Below are 18633 nucleotides of genomic sequence, written 5' to 3' on the forward strand. Positions count from 1 at the left end.
TTGGTTTCCATTCTATAGACCTCCACCACCCGTTACAAATTCTACAAGTCCACTCAGTGAGCTGTTGATGAGATCAATTGCTAAGGATGGATAGATTCCCAGAAGAACAATGAGAATAATGAGCGGTACAAAGCTGATATATTCTCTCAACGTCAGATCCTTGAGTTCCTCCCAGCGTTGCGGTGTCTCACCAAGAAATATTCTCTGAACGGTCCAAAGAATGTATCCCGCTGTAATAATAATACCGGTTACAGATATTATGGTTAGCCAGCGATAGCTTTCAAAAGCACCCAGAAACGAGAACAGCTCACTTACAAATCCGTTGAGTCCGGGCAGTCCCAGGGCGGCAAACATACCCACCATTGCTATTCCCGTATATTTTGGCATCTGATTTGCCATGCCTCCAAAATCGTATAGGCCACGGGTATGCGTTCGGTCGTAGAGCACGCCAACTGAGAGGAAGAGTACTGCGGTGATGATACCGTGGTTAAACATCTGCAGAACACCACCTACCATACCTTGGGTATTGAGAGCGGCAATACCGAGAATCACGATACCCATATGACTGATAGAGGAGTAGGCGATCAGTTTCTTGAAGTCTTCCTGTGCCATGGCGCAAAGGGCTCCGTAAATAATACTTATCATCCCGAGAACCGCCATAAAATATCCGAAATAAAGGGTAGCATCGGGCAGGATCGGGAAGTTGATTCTCAGCAATCCGTATGCACCGAGTTTCAGCAGAACACCGGCCAAAATTACACTTATGGGCGTGGGAGCCTGAACGTGTGCATCCGGCAGCCAGGTGTGGAATGGGAAAATCGGAATCTTGATCGCGAAATTGATAAAAAGGGCCATCCAGGCAACATAGCGCCAGGTGGTATCAACGCCGCCCAGCAGAGCGCCATCTACAAAGTTATCGGGGTTCATCATCTCCAGAATGTTAAATGTATGCACCATCTCCCCGGTAGCGGGATCGGGAACGGCAACGCTGAAATAGAGGGCGAGCATGGTTAGCAGCATCAGAATACCACCTACGAAAGTGTAGAGGAAGAACTTGATAGCCGCATATTCCCGGCGCTTGCCGCCCCAGATTCCGATCAGAAAGTACATCGGCAACAGCATTACTTCCCAGAAGATGAAGAATAAAAAGAAATCAAGGGCTACAAATACGCCCATAATTCCTGTTATCAAAAGGAGGTAGAGGGCAAAATATCCCTTGACCATTTTTTTGATATTCCAGGATGAGATAACTCCTACGAATGCGATCAGTGCGGTGAGAATCACCATCAGAACGCTCAACCCGTCGAGACCGAAGAAGTAATCAATATTAATTTTTCCCACCCAGGGCACGGCATCAACCGTAATCCAGTCGTACTTTTCTACAAACTGGAAACTTTCCATGTTGTTGATGCCAGTTTTTGCCTGGTCGAATACCGAATAGATAATTCCGGCCAGCAGCACCTGGATTCCGGTAACAGCTGCCGCGGTCCAACGAATGGCATTGTGATTTTTATCAGGAATAAGGAGTACTATTATCATACCTGCGATTGGTAAAAAAACAATCCAGGTAAGTATACCTAGGCCCAAAAATTGAAATTCCATAAGTTCAGCGTTCGATTTTTATTGATTGTTGAAATTTCGTTTAGATAAAAAGGATAAAGAGTACAAGGAAACTGAATATCACGTAGACCAGGTATGTTTGAATCTTACCGGTCTGTATTTTACTTAGCATGCTTCCGGCGCGATCTGCCGATGCGGCGGTAGCGTTTACAAGTCCGTCTACGATGTTATCGTCAAACAGTCCGCTCATGTTTGATATGCCTCGGGTAACCCAGGCCGAACCGTTCACTATAGCGTCAATGATATTCTCGTCAAACCATTTTGATATTCGGGTTAGCAGAAACAGTCCGCTTACAAAAACGCGGTCATACAATTCATCGAAATACCAGCCGTTGAAAGAAAATTTATATGCCGCCTTCGCTTTTTCGACCAGGCTTTCCGGTTTGATTTTTTTCCAGTAATACATACCAAAAGCAAGCGCTATACCTCCCAATGCAAAGAGAATGGAGAGTACCATCGCGGTTCCATGTATATGATGTACTGCATCATTGAATACTACAGCTGCAGCAGGTTGCAGCATTTCAGGAACCATGCTCAGAGGGCGTTCGATAGTTTGGTAAAACCAGCCGTCTGCTGCTCCGAATGGATTAAAACTGTAGAATACAAACGTTGAAACAGTAGCAAGCACAACAAGCGGAATTGTCATTACTAGGGAAGATTCCTTGATCTTGGATATGCGCTTCTCATCCGATGGCTTGCCGTGGAAGGTGAGAATCAACAGACGGAACATATAGAAGGCCGTCATTCCGGCTACAACAAATCCTAGTATGGGCAGCAGCCAGTGACCGTTCAACGTGCTGTATGCGAGTGTACCTGCAAGAATCTCATCTTTGCTTAAAAATCCTGAAGTAAGTGGGATGCCCGATATTGCGAGAGTGAATATCAGGAATGTATAATAGGTGATGGGCATCCTTGATTTGAGTCCACCCATATTTCGCACATCCTGTGCATCGGTATGATGATCATTCTGGTCGTGCAGAACCTTGTGCATGGCAAAAATCACGCTGCCCGCTCCAAGAAAGAGGCCAGCTTTAAAGGCGGCGTGCGTAACCAGATGCATGAATCCGGCTGTATAAGCGCCGACGCCAAGGGCCAGAATCATATATCCCAGCTGACTGATGGTGGAGAACGCAAGAACACGTTTGATGTCGTACTGCGTAAGTGCGATAGATGCTGCTATAAATGCTGTTATTGCACCGATGTAGGCAATTACGAGCAGGGCATCTGCCGTAAGCATGGGAAAGATGCGGGCAACAAGATAGACACCGGCCGCAACCATTGTTGCCGCGTGGATCAGGGCACTAACCGGTGTAGGACCTTCCATGGCATCGGGCAGCCAGACCTGCAAGGGAAACTGTGCAGATTTACCGATGGCGCCACAGAAAATGAGCAGTCCGGAAGCGGTCAGCCATCCCGTGCTACCATAGGGGAGTTGTCCTGCTTCAATCAAGCCGAAAATTTCTTGGAAAGAGAATGTGGCAAAGTTTACAAATAGAATCATAATTCCGAGAAACATCCCGAAATCACCCACACGGTTTACGATAAACGCTTTGTTTGCAGCTTTGGAAGCCGATTTCTTTTCGTACCAGAAACCAATAAGCAGATAGGAGCTAATACCTACGAGCTCCCAGAAGATATACATGAACAGTAGATTGCTGGTAAGAACGATGCCAAGCATCGAGAAGGAGAACAGCCCCAGATAACCATAATAGCGAGAATACCGGGGATCACCTTTCATATAGCCGATGGAGAAAAGGTGCACGAGCGAACTGACAAGCGTTACCACAACCAGCATTACGGCCGCCAGATTATCGATGGCTATCCCGAAATTTATGGATTGGGAGCCGATTACCAGCCATTCATATGTTTGAATAAACGATTCTTCCTGATGGGCGGTAAGTTTTGATATCAAAAGAGTAAGAGAAAGTACAAAAGCCGTTATCAGAAAGCCGGAAGCGAGCCAGTCTCCTTTTCTAGGCAAGCGTTTGCCGAAAAATATGAGCAGAATGAAACCCAGCAGGGGCAGAACCAGTATTACAAGAGGTAGTTGAGTAAACATGCGTTATATCCGGTTAAATTAGTTTCTTTTCTTTCGATTTACCCTTTTAGAGAATCAATTTCATCGAGGTTAACTGTATTAAACCTGTTATACATATTTAATACGATTGCCAACGCAACGGCAGCTTCTGCGGCAGCAATAATGATCACAAAAAGACCGATCATCTGTCCCTCGAGAGATAGCGAGGTGTAGCGGCTAAATGCGATTAGGTTGATATTAGCTGAGTTAAGAATCAGTTCCACGCCCATCAGTACCATAATTACATTTCTTCTGGTAAGCACTGCCATAATTCCAAGGGAAAGTAGCAAGGCACTTACCACTAAAAAGTGAACCAGCCCCGGTTCCGCAAGCCATTGCATTATCATCAGTTCCATATTTCTACTGTTCTTGGTTTTTAATTGCTGTTAATCGGGTAGACATAAGAATGGCCCCTATAATGGCGATGAGGAGCAGCACACCTGCAATAATAAATGGCAGAATGTAGTCGCTCATGAGCAGTATGCCGAGATCGTATACCGTTTCACTACGTTCTTCCGGTGTAATCATCTGCCAAGATGTTGTGACATAAGAGTAGACAAGTAATACCGCCGCAACCGCTGCAAGTAGGGATGCAGGCAATATATTTACCGTGACGGCTTTGAATTCCTGGGTAAAGCCCTGTTCGGTGAGCATCATCCCGAAAAGAATGAGAATGAGGATGCCGCCTACATATACGAGAAGCTGCGTGGCGGCGATAAAATCTGCATAAAGCAATACATAAAGTACAGCGACACCGGCCAGAGAAAACATTAGTGCGAAGGCAGAATGCACGATATTCTTGGAGAATACCATAATACCCGCGGCTCCCACGGTTACAATCGCAAATAGATAAAAAACTATAGCAGTTAGGTCCATCTGTTTAATCTTCTGATTTATTCTGTTTGGATTTTGAAGCTTTGGCAGACTTTTTCGCTTTTTTCTTCTTGGCTGCTTCTTTCTTTTTTTTACGTTTTTCTTCTTTCTCTTTGGCAGCTTTTTCCTTCACTTCAGTTACTTCGTTCTCACTCATTTCGCTAAATTGAAATAGGAGATTGTTTCGATCATAGTCGGAATATTCATATTCCGGTACCATTTTGATACATTCCGTAGGGCAGGGAGGCACACACATGTCGCAGTACATGCATTTAGACATGTCAATAACAAAATCGGTAAGAAAGAATCTCTTGGGATTACCGGTAGAGGTTTTTCCCAGATCTACATCTTTTGTGGCCTGAACTGTTTCTATTTCGATACAGTTAACCGGGCAGGCTCTTTCACATAGTTTACAGCCAATGCAGTCGCCAATATTTACATATAGCTTGCTTCTTGCTCCAGCAGGAAGCTCATCCCGCTCTTCCGGATATCGCAAGGTTACGGCCGGTTTAAAAAGGTGACGCATGGTCACTCCCATCCCCGTAAAAATAGTTTTGAAGGTCGTCCAGCTTTTTTTTAGAACATGTACCATAGGTTCGCTTCTCTAGGTTTTAAAAGATCATTTCCCACAGTGCAATTAGCACAAAGTTTACGAAAGAGATCGGGATCAAAAAGCTCCAGCAAATCTCCATAAGTTGATCAACGCGGTAACGTGGTAATGTCCACCGCATCCACATCATCACAAAAACAAACAACATACCCTTGAGCATTATCCAGATGAATCCCCAGATGGGGCCGGAAAGGAATTCGCCAAACGGGCTTGCCCATCCACCGAAAAATAGTACCGCTCCAAGTAGAGAGAGTAGAAGCATGTCTGCATATTCTGCGAGCATAAAGATTCCCCAGCGCATGCCAGAATATTCCGTCTGGAATCCGGCCACCAGTTCCGATTCGGATTCCGGGAGGTCAAAAGGCACCCGGTGCGATTCGGCTACAATCGAAATAAAGAAGATCACAAATGCGACTAAGAGGAACGGGTTCTGAAAGATTAGCCAGTTGGGTAGAAAGCCCATAACATCATTTCCGGCCTGCATTTCAGTTACTGTCATCAAATTCAGGGACCCAGCGACTACAAGAACAGAAAGAACAGACATAATTGTAGGTACTTCATAGCTCACCATCTGAGCTGCGGTACGCATCCCGCCAAGCAGAGACCATTTGTTGTTGGATGCCCATGATCCCATTAAAACGCTTAGCGTAAGTAATGAGGTTACAGCCAGTAGATAGAAAACACCGATATTAATTGAGCTGCCTATGTATGCGCTGCTAAAGGGGATAACCGAAAAAGCGGCATATGAGGCTGCAAAAAGCACGAAAGGCGCCATTTTAAACAAAAACCGACTGGCATTGGTCGGAATAATATCTTCTTTCTGTATCAATTTGAGCATGTCAGCAATAGTTTGTGCCCACCCGTGCCAGCCACCGACTCGCATGGGGCCGAGTCGATCCTGGATATGGGCGGAAACTTTACGCTCAAGCCAAATGGCGAACAGAGCATAGACTGCAATTAATGCAAGAGGTAGGGTGGCGAATATGATCAGTGCCACCGTGGATGAAGGGATGATTTGTTCAAGTAAACTCAACATAAGTGATTTTCAACCATTTCAATTTCAGATTATCGGTCAACTCCTCCCAGTACAATGTCAATACTACCCACAATTGCTACCAAGTCGGCTACAAGAGCTCCTTTAGATATGGCGGGCAGAATACTAAGGTTCACGAAACTTGGTGTTCGTGCCTTAATGCGATAGGGGCCGGACTTTTCACTGATGATATAATAGCCCAGTTCGCCACGGGGCGTTTCAGTACGTACATAGATTTCGCCCTCTTTTGAGCGAATTCTTCGTGGTACGGCCTCTTGAACGTCACCTTCGTCAGGCATCTGGTCCAGTGCCTGTTCTATAATTTTGAGGCTTTCTTCCATTTCGCGGACCCGGACGATATATCGGTCCCAGCAATCCCCAACAGTTCCCACTTCCCCTTTACCAACCGGAATGTCAAAATCAAAGCGATCGTAAATGGAATAGGAGTCGTTTTTGCGAATATCCCAGGAAACACCCGATCCTCGAAGCATTGGGCCTGAAGCGCTATAATTCAGAGCAACTTCGGCGGGCAGTACTCCAATATTGGCCGTTCGTTCGATGAAGATACTGTTAGTGGTAAGAAGGTCGTTCAATTCCTTGATCTTCGGGCGAAATCCGTTTATGAATTCCCAGGTATCACTTTTGAAATCTTCGGGAATGTCGCGCATCAAACCGCCAACGCATATGTAATTATAAAGCAGTCTGGCTCCACTCACTTTCTCCAGGATTCGTAGTATCTTTTCCCGTTCGATAAAGCAGTATAGGAAAGGAGTAAAGGCGCCGAGATCAAGCCCGAATGTTCCGATACCCAGCAAGTGACTCGCAATTCGCTGAAGCTCTGCAAGAATTACACGCATATATTCCACGCGTTCTGGGACTTCAATTTCCAGCAGTTTTTCCACCGCTATTACGTAGCCCATTTCCTGATGCAGGGCGGAAACGTAATCGATTCGGTCGGTATAAGGCACCACTTTGGCAAAATCCCCCAGAGATTCTGCATATTTTTCAAAACAGCGATGCAGATAACCGATATCAGGTTTAGCCTTCTTTACTACCTCTCCATCAACTGTTACTTCGATTCGTAGCACTCCGTGTGTGGACGGATGCTGAGGTCCCATGTTGATGGTCATCGTCTTTTTTTGCAATTCGGCCGGTTGGGGTGACGTTATTCTTGCCATGATGACTTCGGTTTCAATTAAATTCCTGTTGTTACATTGTGATATGTTTCCTGCTGCTCATAATCTTTTCGCAACGGATGGCCTTCCCAGTCTTGAGGCGTAAGAATGCGTCGTAGATCGGGATGTCCCCGAAATGTTACACCTATCAAATCGTAGGCCTCGCGTTCATGCCAGTTGGCTGTTTTCCAGAGAGATTCTACGGATGGAACCACAGGTTTTTCTTCGGGCACACGGACTTTCATTACCAGCTTATGCCTGTGAATGGTAGAATCTAAGTGATAGGTTACTCCCAGTTCATTTTCTTTCTGGTAGTGGACTCCACTTAGGCACATTAGATTATTGAAGCGGAGCTTCTCATCATCTCTAAGGGTCTTTGCGAGTTCCCGGAGAATTGAAGGGGAGACCGTTATCCATGATTCGCCCACCTCGGCTTCGATAAATTCTATTTTGCCTTCGAATCGCTGATTTAGATATTTTGTAATTTCTTCAGTCGTCATCATCATTTTTATTCGGCCCCTACCGGTTCTTTTCCAGTGGTTTTCTTTTCGGACTCTTCCGAAACTTTCGGTTCGATAATGCTTTCGTTTGTGATTCGGTCTTGAAGCTTCAAGAATCCTTCGAGCAAAGCTTCCGGTCTGGGAGGACAGCCCGGCACATACACATCAACGGGTATTACCTTATCAACCCCTTTGAGTACATGATACCCATGCTCCCAGTAAGGCCCACCGCTGTTTGAGCAAGAACCCATACTAATTACATATCTTGGCTCCGACATCTGCTCATACAGGCGTTCGATTCGGGAAGCCATTTTCATAGTTACGGTACCGGCAACGATCATTACGTCAGCTTGCCTGGGAGAGGAGCGAGGGATGACCCCGAAGCGGTCGAAATCGTAATCCGAGGCGGCCGTAGCCATCATCTCAATGGCGCAACAGGCAAGCCCAAACTGTTCATACCAGAGCGAGGATTTTCTCGCCCAATTCAAGGCACTTTCCAATGATACGATAATGATATTGCTGTCGTGATATTTTTTGTCTAGCAGTCCCATACGATATACGGTTTATTGCAAATAGCGTTAAGGCTTCAATTCTGTTTCCATTACCGGCTCTACCAGTGATTCTTCCTCAGGTTCTTCCTCCACAACACCCACTCCCTCTACATATCGTGGAACTAGGGGTTTGGGGATATCCCACTGTAAATGGCCCTTGCCTAGTTCGTAGGCAAATCCAATAAAGATGAGAAACACAAAAACGAGCATGGCAAAAAATGCAAACCAACCGATTTCCTGGAATACCATTACCCAAGGGAATAGCAAAAGAATTTCTACTTCGAAGATGAGAAACATCAACCCGATAATGTAAAACCGGTTGTTAAACTGCACGCGGGCAGATCCAAAGGGTGTTTCACCACATTCATAGGTAGCAAGCTTTTCCGCATTTGGACGATTGGGGCGCAAAAGCTTGGCTGCTGTAAGGCTTACAGCCACAAATAGAACCCCCAGTAATAGAAAGAGGAATACATTGCCAAATTCAGCGATCATATCTTAAAAGGTTATTAAGATTCCAATTATATATTTTTATACCTAAATATCTAAAATAAAGTAAAAGTTTTCTGGGATCGGCGGACTCTCCATCATGGAAAAAATTGTCTTGGAGAATCCGCGACCTACCTAAATTTTCTGAATTATTGAACTCATTAATTTAACGTTATCAACATCTGATTAAAGATCACCGGTTGGATTCTACCGGTTTTTAATATCAATATAATTCCGTTCGTTAGGACCCACATAAATTTGTCGTGGACGAGAAATAGGATCCTTATTGTCTCGCATCTCTTTCCACTGAGCAATCCATCCCGGCAATCTTCCGAGAGCGAACATCACAGTAAACATCTCAGTAGGGATGTTCATGGCTCTGTAAAGTATTCCCGAGTAGAAGTCTACATTGGGATACAATTTACGATCTACAAAGTAACTGTCGGACAAGGCAACCTCCTCAAGAGATTTAGCAATATCGAGCAGGGGATCATCAATTCCGAGCTCGTCAAGCACTTCATCACATACTTTTTTAATAATTTTGGCTCTGGGGTCGAAATTCTTGTAGACGCGGTGACCAAATCCCATCAGGCGGAAATCACTGCTTTTGTCTTTGGCCTTTTCGACCATCTTTTCAACGCTTTCGTCAGCTTCGTGAATTTGCTTCAGCATTTCGATAACCTGCTGGTTGGCTCCTCCATGGAGGGGTCCCCAAAGGGCGCAAACACCTGCAGAAATAGCAGCATACAGACTCGCATGAGAAGAACCCGCCATCCGAACAGTAGAAGCAGAGCAGTTTTGCTCATGATCGGCGTGTAGTATTAGCAACGTATCCAGCGCATTGGCTACTACCGGATTTACTTCAAAGTTTTCCGTAGGCTGCGCAAACATCATATGCAGGAAGTTAGCTGTATAGCTAAGTTTGTTTTGCGGATACATGATAGGGAAGCCCATCGATTTCTTATACGACCAGGCCGCAATTGTTGATATCTTGGCAATAAGTCGGATAATCGTAAGTTCAACTTCCTTGGGATTTAATTCGGACTTTTGGGATTCCGGATAGAAAGTAGAGAGTGCGCTTATCATGGAAGCAAGTACGCCCATTGGGTGGGCTTTGGAGGGATATCCCTCATAAAATTTCTTCATGTCCTCATGAATGAGCGTATGCTGGGTTATCTTAGAAATGAAATCATTCAGCTCTTCCTTAGTAGGGAGCTCATCATAGATTAAAAGATAGGCTACTTCCAGAAAGGTAGACTGTTCGGCCAGCTGTTCGATAGGGTAGCCACGATAGCGCAATATTCCGTTTTCACCATCAAGGTATGTTATGGCACTTTTTGTTGATCCGGTATTTTTAAAGCCGGTATCCAGTGTTATATAGCCGGTATCTCCTCTTAGGCTGGAGATATCGATCGCTTTTTCATTTTCCGATCCAACTACAAGTGGCAATTGATGGGTTTCTCCATCAAAATCGAGCGTAACTTTTTTTTCTTCGGACATATTCGTAAATAAATTATAGTTCACATTTCTTATTAACGCACCGCACCCTATTATTTTACTTCCCAAGTATTACCGCTGTGGAAGAGGTCTTCAAGATTCTTGTATTTACTGTTTTTCTGAGAATCGTCAATAATATGGTGCAATTGCTCATCGAAACTGGTTGATTCGGTATTTCTGATGATTCCCATTGCTACAGGGAAATCAGGCAATTGTAATTTTGCCAGGGCCACATGTTGCTGCGTTTCTTTTTCTGATGGATCGTGTATTAACGTATTAGTGTTATTATCGTCATCAAGACGCACTTTTTTGAGTTTCATGCCGTCAATCTGGATGCCATATTCGTCATCCTTACCAAATACCATAGGCTCACCGGCTTTCAGTTCCAGCTGGTTTTCATCCTTAGTTTCTTTGTCAGTAAGCTTTTCATGAATTCCATCCGTAAATATTACACAGTTTTGCAGAACCTCGATTATAGAAGTTCCCTTATGTTTATAGGCTTCCATCATTACATCGCCGAGTAGTTGGGGACTCTTATCCGGTACGCGGGCGAAAAAGGTAGCGCCTGCGCTGATTGCGAGTTCTCCAATATTAAATGGAGGCTCATAACTTCCATAAGGAGCTGTTTTCGTCTTCATCCCTAAAGGGGTCGTGGGCGAGGATTGGCCCTTGGTCATGCCATAAATCTTGTTATTGAATATGATAATATTGATATCAAGATTTCTGCGACAAGCATGTATAAAGTGATTGCCACCAATGGCCATACTGTCACCATCACCGGTAACAACCCAGACGCTCAGATCCGGATTGGCGAGCTTTAGGCCGGTCGAAACTGCAGGCGCGCGGCCGTGAAGCGAATGAATTCCGTAAGTATCCAGATAATAGGGGAGGCGAGAAGAGCATCCGATCCCCGAAATACAGACTATATCTTCTTTGGGGTGATCTAGCTGCGTAAAGGTCTTCTGCATCATGGAAAGGATCATGTAATCTCCGCAGCCGGGACACCACTTCACGTTCCTGTCGCTTTTAAAATCCTTGATGGACAAGGGCTTTCCGTTCTTTTTCTTCGTTTCGGTTTTCATAATTAAGCCTCTAGTATCTTAAGAATCTCGGATTTAATTTCGGACGTAAAGAATGGTTGCGCCTGATTTTTATTGAACTGGTCGTACGCAAACTGTGGTAGTTGCGTTCGTAAATAATTTGCGAATTGACCTTTATTGAGTTCACACACCAGAATTTGTTCGAAGCGATCAAATATATCAGCCGTATTTTTCGGAAGGGGAGAAATGTAGTTGAAGTTGGTAAATCCTACATTATGATGTCCTTCTTCTATAAGTTCCATAATGGCAGCATTTATCGCCCCATATGAGCTTCCCCATCCTACAACAAGCAGATCGCCGGATTGTGCTCCCGTTACTTCCTGATTCGGAAGTTTTTTGGCAACACGATTAACTTTATCCTGCCGCATTTGGACCATCTTTTCATGGTTTTCGGGATCATAGGTCAAATGTCCGCTGATATCTTCTTTTTCAAGTCCACCGATACGGTGTTCGAAGCCGGGCTCTCCAGGTTTTTTCCAGTATCGATTCAAGAATTTCTGTTCTCGAAGGTAAGGCCCCCAATCCTCGAGATTACCGTTAAATTCAGATATATTAATATCTGGTAGTTCATCAAGTGATGGAATACGCCATGGGCTTTTACCGCTGGCGAGATAAGAATCAGACAGCAGTACAACGGGTGTCATATGCTCCATAGCTAGTCGGCAGGCCTGGTATCCGTAGAAGAAGCAATCATCGGGAGAGCTCGCTGCTATAACTATCATTGGAGCTTCTCCGTGGCGTCCGTAAAGTGCCTGAGAGAGGTCACCCTGTTCCGTCTTGGTAGGGAGACCGGTAGAAGGCCCGGATCGCTGCACGTTGATAACTACAAGTGGAAGTTCTGCGATTACCGCGAGCCCCATGGCTTCGGTTTTAAGCGAAACACCGGGGCCAGAAGTACTTGTGATGGAAAGGTTGCCGGCATAAGAAGCGCCAATAGCAGCACTAATTGCGGCAATCTCATCTTCGGCTTGCAATACGATTGCTCCCTGGTCTTTTCGGGCGGCAATCTCGTGAAGAATCTCGGAAGCCGGTGTAATAGGGTAAGAGGAAAGCGATAGTTTTTTGTTACTTTTCTTCGCCGCTGCCAAAGCCCCCCAGGCTATCGCTGTGTTACCGTCGATATTTCTATAGGTTCCTTTCGGCAGATCAGCCGGAGGAATCACAATAGAGGCGGGGAGAACGTCTGTTGTTTCAGCATAATAATAACCCGCCTTGAGGGCACGCATATTTGCCTGTATTATCTTGGGCTTGCCTTTAAATTTCTTCTCAAAGAAATCGATGGTTGGTTCCATGGGGCGATTGAACAGATGATATACGATTCCGAGAGCAAACATATTTTTGCTTCGGGATACCGATTGCATATCGAGTCCTAAGTCTTTCAGAGCATCTTTCGTTAGAGAAGATGCCGGCGCTGGTACTACTTGATAATCATGCAGGGAACCGTCATCGAGGGGGTTTTCATTGTAACCCGCTTTCTTGAGATACTTCTTGTTGAAGTTATCTCTGTCAGCAATAATGGTGCCGCCGGGTTTCAAGAACTTTATATTGGCGGAAAGCGCAGCCGGGTTTAAGGCAACCAATACGTCTACCTCGTCGCCGGGAGTATAAATCTCTGTGCCGCCAATTTGAATTTGGAAACTTGAAACCCCGCCTATACTGCCCTGAGGGGCCCTAATCTCAGCTGGAAAATCGGGAATCGTTGTAAGGTCATTTCCTGCAGATCCAGATGATTGTGAAAATATTTCACCAGTCAGTTGCATGCCATCTCCGGAATCACCCGAAAATCGAACAACTGCCTTTCTCATTTTCATTTTTGATTTGGTATTAGGCATAGTTTCAAGCTTTTATGATTCAATTCTCAGTTTGTATGCTATTAGCATTTAATCTTCATGTAGAAAATCGTGGCGCTCCATTAATTTATCTTCAGATTCTTCGAAGTCTGGATGGACAATAATACAATCGGGTACTGGACAAAAGGCTATACATTGCTCTTCGTCATGAAAACCCGTGCATTCAGTGCATTTATCTGGTACGATGAAATAGAAATCGTCGGAAAGTGGCTCCATAATTTCGTCAGCATCTACTTCTTCACCATTTAAGAGGGTTACTGTTCCTTCGAGGTCTGTGCCTTCTGCCATAGACCATTCCATTCCAGGTTCATAAATGGCTTGATTAGGACATTCCGGTTCACAGGCGGCGCAGTTAATACAGGTTTCAGTTATCGAAAGTGCCATAGTTTTGTGCGTTTTAAGGTTGTAGGCGTTAAATAATTAAGTATAAATGATGGTTTCGATTTAATTGTAGATATTTAGACAAGAAACTCTAAAATAATGTAGTAAATTTCAGATTCTCTTACAACTTCACTTTCTAAAAACTGGAGTCCAATTGCTAATAGTTTTTGAATAATAACAACGAATTCCTGTTAAAAGGATACAATTCTATTAAATGTCATCAATATTAAACCCCTGCAGGGTTTTTATATAATTGGCTCTTTCAAAGGCTGCAGGTTCGGCGACTGAAGCAGAACTCATTGCTCCTTTCATTTGAGATATTGATTCGTACTCTTTTTCCTCCATGAATTCAATTAATCCTTTCAGTATATTTTCAAGTGTATCGATTCCTTCCTTTAGCAATATCGAAGCCATCATAGTGACGTCCGCACCAGCAAGCAACATTTTAATGACATCTTCTGCAGTATGGATTCCTGTTGTAGCTGCCAAACTACCTGAGATATGGGAGCGAAGAATAGCAATCCATCGAAGGGGAATTCTTTTTTCAAAACTACTACTTAGTTCTAGGCTAGGAAGTACTTCCAAGGTTTCTAAATCAATATCGGGTTGATAGAATCGGTTGAACAAGACTAGACCGTCAGCTCCCGCTTCTTCAAGGCGAACAGCCATGTTAGCAAAAGAGCTAAAGTATGGAGACAGTTTTACTGCTACCGGGATTTCAATATTCTGTTTTACGGTCTTAATATCGTCTATATATTTTTGCTCAACTTCTGCAGAATTGAGTAACGGATTAGTTGCTACATAGTAAATATTAAGTTCTAGTGCATCAGCTCCGGCCTGCTCCATTTTTTGGGCGTATGACATCCAGCCGCCTTCTGATACTCCGTTCAGGCTTGCAACTATTGGAATATTGACTGCATCTTTTAACTGCTGTATGTGTTCCAGGTAGTCTTCAGCATGCAAATTATGGTAAACACCGGGGTCGGGAAAATAGCTGAGAGCCTCAGCGTGGCCTTCGCTGGACTTGGTTAAAACATGATCCAGCGCCTGATTTTCCTGATTTATTTGTTCTTCGAAAAGGGAATACATCACTACAGCGGCAGCACCTGAGTCTTCCATTTTTTTTACCGCATCAACGTCATTTGAAAGGGGAGATGCGGAAGGCACCAAGGGGTTTTTTAATTTAAGTCCAAGATATTCAGTTTCTAGGTTCATCGATTTAGAATATGTTACTGTTCAAGTGTTTAAATAATTCAGCTCGAAATAAGACTATTTATGTTCTTTTTTCGCTTCGCCATTCTGTTCATATACTGAAACCATCTTTTCGTATACATTCCACTGCTCGTTTACTTCTTTTTGAGCTTGCTTCATTAGTTCTTTAGCAATTTTAGGTCTTGATTTAGCCAGCATCAGATATCGCATTTCATTGTATGCGTACTCTTCCAATTGAATTTTAGGTGCTTTAGAGTCTAGCTGGAATGGATTTCCACCTTCATCCAGTTTCCGTGGATCAAAACGGAAAAGTGGCCAGTAACCGGAGTCAACGGCTAACTTCTGCTGATTAAGACCATATTTCATGTCATAACCGTGGGCTATACAGTGGCTATATGCGATAATTAGGGATGGTCCTGGGTAGCTTTCGGCTTCCATGATTGCTTTCATCGTTTGTCTGTCATTGGCACCCAGGGCAATTCTAGCAACATAGGCTCCTCCGGTAGATACAGACATCAAACCGAGATCTTTTTTGGATGTTCGCTTTCCAGAAGCGGCAAATTTCGCAACAGCTCCAAGAGGTGTGGCTTTGGAACACTGACCTCCAGTGTTGGAATACACTTCTGTGTCCATCACCAGGATATTTACATCCCGTCCGCTAGCAAGTACATGATCAAGTCCTCCATAACCAATATCATAAGCCCAGCCATCACCACCGAAGATCCAAACACTCTTTTTAGCGAGATAATCGGCGATACTGCGGAGTAGCTTAGCATTTTTTTGGTCTGATTCTTCGAGCTGATCTTTAAGAAGAGCAATTCTATTACGTTGTTCAAAGATGCCCGGTTCTGTGGATTGATCCGCATTTAGGAGTTCTTCCTTCAGTTTGGGGTCTATATCTCCGTTTAGAGATTGCAGCAGTTCGCGAGCCTGGGCTTCCTGTTTGTCTATTGTGAGTCGGAAGCCGAGACCGAATTCAGCGTTATCCTCAAAGAGGGAGTTCGACCATGCAGGGCCAAGTCCCTGAGCATTCGTTGTGTAGGGAGTAGCCGGCAGGTTTCCGCCATATATAGAGGAACACCCCGTTGCATTTGCGATGACCATGCGGTCTCCGTAAAGTTGTGTAATCAGTTTGATGTAAGGTGTTTCACCACAGCCTGCACACGCACCTGAGAATTCAAACAGCGGCTCAAGGAATTGGGCTCCTTTTACTGTTTCCTGTTTGATTTCCGATCGGTCGTATTCCGGGAGATCTACAAAGAAGTCCCAGTTTTCGCTTTCCTGTTCTAGCAGCGGTTGAATGGGCTCCATGTTGATCGCTTTGCGGCCAACCTGCTTGCGATCTTTGACAGGACAGACTTCCACGCAAAGCTCACACCCCGTACAATCCTCGGGGGATACCTGAATACTAACTTTAGTATTATCGGGCCACTCGCGGCCTTTCGCGTCCATAGATTTAAATGTTTCAGGAGCATCGGCGAGCAGATCACTATCGAAAGCTTTCATTCTAATAACGGCATGCGGACAGACCAGGGCACATTTGCCACATTGAATACAGATGTCCGGATCCAGTACGGGAATTTCCTGGGCAATATTTCGCTTTTCCCATTTTGTAGTTCCGGTAGGGAAGGTCCCATCCGGCTCGAATACACTTGAGGGCAGATCATCACCGTTACCCGCAATAATTTCTCCAATTACTTTCTGTACGTATTCCGGCGCTTCTTTAGGAACCGCAGGTCGCATTTCAATATCGGAGGTAGCTTTTTCGGGTACCTCGATGTGATGTAGGTTTTCAATGGAATTATCCACAGCCGCGTAGTTGCTTTGCAGCACTTTTTCGCCTTTGCTTCCGTATGCTTTTTTGATACCATCTTTAATTAAGAGGATAGCTTCTTCTCGAGGAAGAATTTCAGAAATGGCGAAGAAGCAGGTCTGCATCACTGTGTTGATGCGTGTTCCCATACCATTTTCTCGCGCCACTTCGTAGGCGTCGATGCTATAGAAGTCAAGGTTCTTGTCAATAATCTGTTGCTGCACCTTTTCAGGAAGGTTTTTCCAAACCTGATCTGGTTCATGCGGAGCATTGAGCAGGAAGGTGGCACCATCGCGAGCTTTGTCGAGCATATCCAATCTATCAAGGAATTGCGACTGGTGACAAGCCACAAAATCCGCTTTATCAATCAAATAGGCAGAACGGATTGGATTCGGACCAAATCTCAGGTGAGAGACTGTTGTAGCACCTGATTTTTTGGAATCGTAAACAAAATAGCCCTGTGCAAAATTATCAGTATTGTCACCGATAATTTTGATGGAATTCTTGTTGGCGCTTACTGTACCATCGGATCCCAGTCCATAGAACAGTCCCTCAAATCGTTCTTCATCAGTTTTGAGGCCGTTTTTCTCCCATTCGAGGCTGGTTTGGGTTATATCATCATGAATACCAATGGTAAAGTGATTTTTCGGTTTGTCTTCCTCCAATTCGTCAAAAATACGCTTGACCATGGAAGGTGTAAATTCCTTGGAAGAGAGTCCGTACCGTCCATTTATTACTCTGGGTTCGGTATCAAATGATTTCCAGTTTTCGATTCTGTTCTCATACAGACTGGCTAATACATCATTATATAGCGGTTCACCAGGGCTTCCTGGTTCTTTGGTTCGATCCATTACCGCAATACCTTTAACAGTTTTGGGTAAAGATTGAATTAGGTAATTCATGCTAAACGGACGGAACAGGCGTACTTTGACGATTCCAACTTTTTCGCCGTCACTATTCAATTTATCTACGGTTTCGTGGGCTGTTTCCGCACCGGATCCCATCAAAATTATTATGCGTTCGGCATCGTTGGGACCATAATATTGGAAGAGCTGATATTCGCGTCCTGTAAGTTCTGCGAATGTATCCATCGTTTTTTGAACAATGGCAGGGCAGGCATCATAAAATTGGTTTACGGTTTCACGAGCCTGAAAGAATACGTCGGGGTTCTGGGCCGTACCTCTTAGTACGGGGGCATCCGGAGTAAGTGCGCGGTTTCTATGATCGATAATCCATTGCTCATCAATCATCTGTGCCATTACATCCGTTGGGATCTGTTGCACTTTCTGTACCTCGTGGGAAGTTCGAAATCCATCAAAAAAGTGAACAAAAGGAATGCGTGATTCGAGCGTTGCCGCGTGAGCGATCATGGACATGTCCATGGCTTCTTGCACGCTATTGGAACTCAGCATACCCATTCCGGCAAGTCTTGCAGTCATCGAATCACTGTGATCGCCGAAAATGGAGAGAGCATGGGTGGCTACCGCCCGTGAGGCAACGTGAACAACGGCCGGTGTTAATTCTCCCGCTATTTTATAGAGATTGGGAAGCATCAACAGAAGGCCCTGCGAAGCAGTAAAGGTGGCTGTGATCGCACCTGTTTGCAGTGCGCCGTGCATGGCACCCGCTGCTCCACCTTCACTTTGCAGTTCTACAACATCAGGAACGGTTCCCCAGATGTTTTCCTTTCCCTTCATGCTCCATTCGTCCGCCCATTCGCCCATTGGTGAGGCTGGTGTAATGGGATAGATGGCAACAATTTCACTTAGATTATGGGCAACGTAAGCCGCTGCTTCATTGGCATCAATGGTTACTTGTTTATTTGGCACGATTACTCCTCCTTATATCACGTTCA

The 18633-nt window shown here is 44.7% G+C and carries 16 protein-coding genes and 1 pseudogene; all 17 read right to left on the minus strand.

The annotated features are described in order from the left end of the window. Nucleotides 1-12: 12 nt before the first annotated feature. On the minus strand, nucleotides 13-1602 hold the full coding sequence (locus FCN14_RS00610; RefSeq protein ID WP_212747537.1) for a complex I subunit 4 family protein: 1590 nt from the start codon (nucleotides 1600-1602) through the stop codon (nucleotides 13-15). A gap of 40 nt (nucleotides 1603-1642) precedes the next feature. After that, a complete protein-coding gene (gene nuoL / locus FCN14_RS00615) occupies nucleotides 1643-3679 on the minus strand; it encodes an NADH-quinone oxidoreductase subunit L (protein WP_138429152.1) in 2037 nt (678 codons plus the stop codon). A 38-nt stretch (nucleotides 3680-3717) separates the two neighbouring features. Beyond that, nucleotides 3718-4053 (minus strand): NADH-quinone oxidoreductase subunit NuoK, encoded by a 336-nt coding sequence (nuoK, locus tag FCN14_RS00620; RefSeq protein ID WP_212747538.1) that lies wholly within the window; start codon nucleotides 4051-4053, stop codon nucleotides 3718-3720. A gap of 4 nt (nucleotides 4054-4057) precedes the next feature. Beyond that, nucleotides 4058-4573, minus strand: coding sequence for an NADH-quinone oxidoreductase subunit J family protein (locus FCN14_RS00625; protein ID WP_138429153.1), 516 nt, complete (start codon nucleotides 4571-4573; stop codon nucleotides 4058-4060). A gap of 4 nt (nucleotides 4574-4577) precedes the next feature. After that, entirely contained in the window at nucleotides 4578-5162 is a 585-nt protein-coding gene (locus tag FCN14_RS00630; RefSeq protein ID WP_138429154.1) for a NuoI/complex I 23 kDa subunit family protein, read from the minus strand. 19 nt (nucleotides 5163-5181) lie between these two features. Beyond that, on the minus strand, nucleotides 5182-6216 hold the full coding sequence (gene nuoH, locus FCN14_RS00635) for an NADH-quinone oxidoreductase subunit NuoH (protein WP_138429155.1): 1035 nt from the start codon (nucleotides 6214-6216) through the stop codon (nucleotides 5182-5184). 29 nt (nucleotides 6217-6245) lie between these two features. Further along, nucleotides 6246-7391, minus strand: a complete 1146-nt coding sequence (locus FCN14_RS00640; protein WP_138429156.1) for an NADH-quinone oxidoreductase subunit D — start codon at nucleotides 7389-7391, stop codon at nucleotides 6246-6248. Between the two features lie 17 nt (nucleotides 7392-7408). Then, nucleotides 7409-7894, minus strand: a complete 486-nt coding sequence (locus FCN14_RS00645; RefSeq protein WP_246043070.1) for an NADH-quinone oxidoreductase subunit C — start codon at nucleotides 7892-7894, stop codon at nucleotides 7409-7411. 2 nt (nucleotides 7895-7896) lie between these two features. Next, a complete protein-coding gene (locus FCN14_RS00650) occupies nucleotides 7897-8439 on the minus strand; it encodes an NADH-quinone oxidoreductase subunit B (protein ID WP_138429157.1) in 543 nt (180 codons plus the stop codon). Nucleotides 8440-8466: 27 nt separating this feature from the next. Beyond that, nucleotides 8467-8931: an NADH-quinone oxidoreductase subunit A gene (locus FCN14_RS00655; protein WP_138429158.1), complete on the minus strand. Its 465-nt coding sequence runs from the start codon at nucleotides 8929-8931 to the stop codon at nucleotides 8467-8469. 201 nt (nucleotides 8932-9132) lie between these two features. Further along, nucleotides 9133-10425 carry a citrate synthase gene (locus FCN14_RS00660; protein ID WP_138429159.1) on the minus strand — a complete coding sequence of 431 codons (1293 nt, stop codon included), beginning with the start codon at nucleotides 10423-10425 and terminating at the stop codon, nucleotides 9133-9135. Between the two features lie 50 nt (nucleotides 10426-10475). Then, complete coding sequence (locus FCN14_RS00665) at nucleotides 10476-11504, minus strand: 2-oxoacid:ferredoxin oxidoreductase subunit beta (RefSeq protein ID WP_138429160.1); 1029 nt, start codon at nucleotides 11502-11504, stop codon at nucleotides 10476-10478. 2 nt (nucleotides 11505-11506) lie between these two features. Beyond that, a complete protein-coding gene (locus FCN14_RS00670; RefSeq protein ID WP_138429161.1) occupies nucleotides 11507-13354 on the minus strand; it encodes a 2-oxoacid:acceptor oxidoreductase subunit alpha in 1848 nt (615 codons plus the stop codon). A gap of 48 nt (nucleotides 13355-13402) precedes the next feature. Further along, entirely contained in the window at nucleotides 13403-13660 is a 258-nt protein-coding gene (locus tag FCN14_RS00675) for a 4Fe-4S dicluster domain-containing protein (RefSeq protein ID WP_350354173.1), read from the minus strand. 24 nt (nucleotides 13661-13684) lie between these two features. After that, nucleotides 13685-13756: pseudogene (locus FCN14_RS16045) on the minus strand (4Fe-4S binding protein); the annotation flags it as partial. Between the two features lie 207 nt (nucleotides 13757-13963). After that, the gene (locus FCN14_RS00680; protein WP_138429163.1) at nucleotides 13964-14968 is read right to left on the minus strand and encodes a dihydroorotate dehydrogenase-like protein; all 1005 of its coding nucleotides are present in this window, start codon (nucleotides 14966-14968) and stop codon (nucleotides 13964-13966) included. A 54-nt stretch (nucleotides 14969-15022) separates the two neighbouring features. Then, complete coding sequence (gene nifJ / locus FCN14_RS00685) at nucleotides 15023-18607, minus strand: pyruvate:ferredoxin (flavodoxin) oxidoreductase (protein ID WP_138429164.1); 3585 nt, start codon at nucleotides 18605-18607, stop codon at nucleotides 15023-15025. Nucleotides 18608-18633 lie beyond the last annotated feature (26 nt).

Origin of the sequence: Fodinibius saliphilus (assembly GCF_005869845.1) — a bacterium.
Lineage (GTDB): Bacteria > Bacteroidota > Rhodothermia > Balneolales > Balneolaceae > Fodinibius > Fodinibius saliphilus.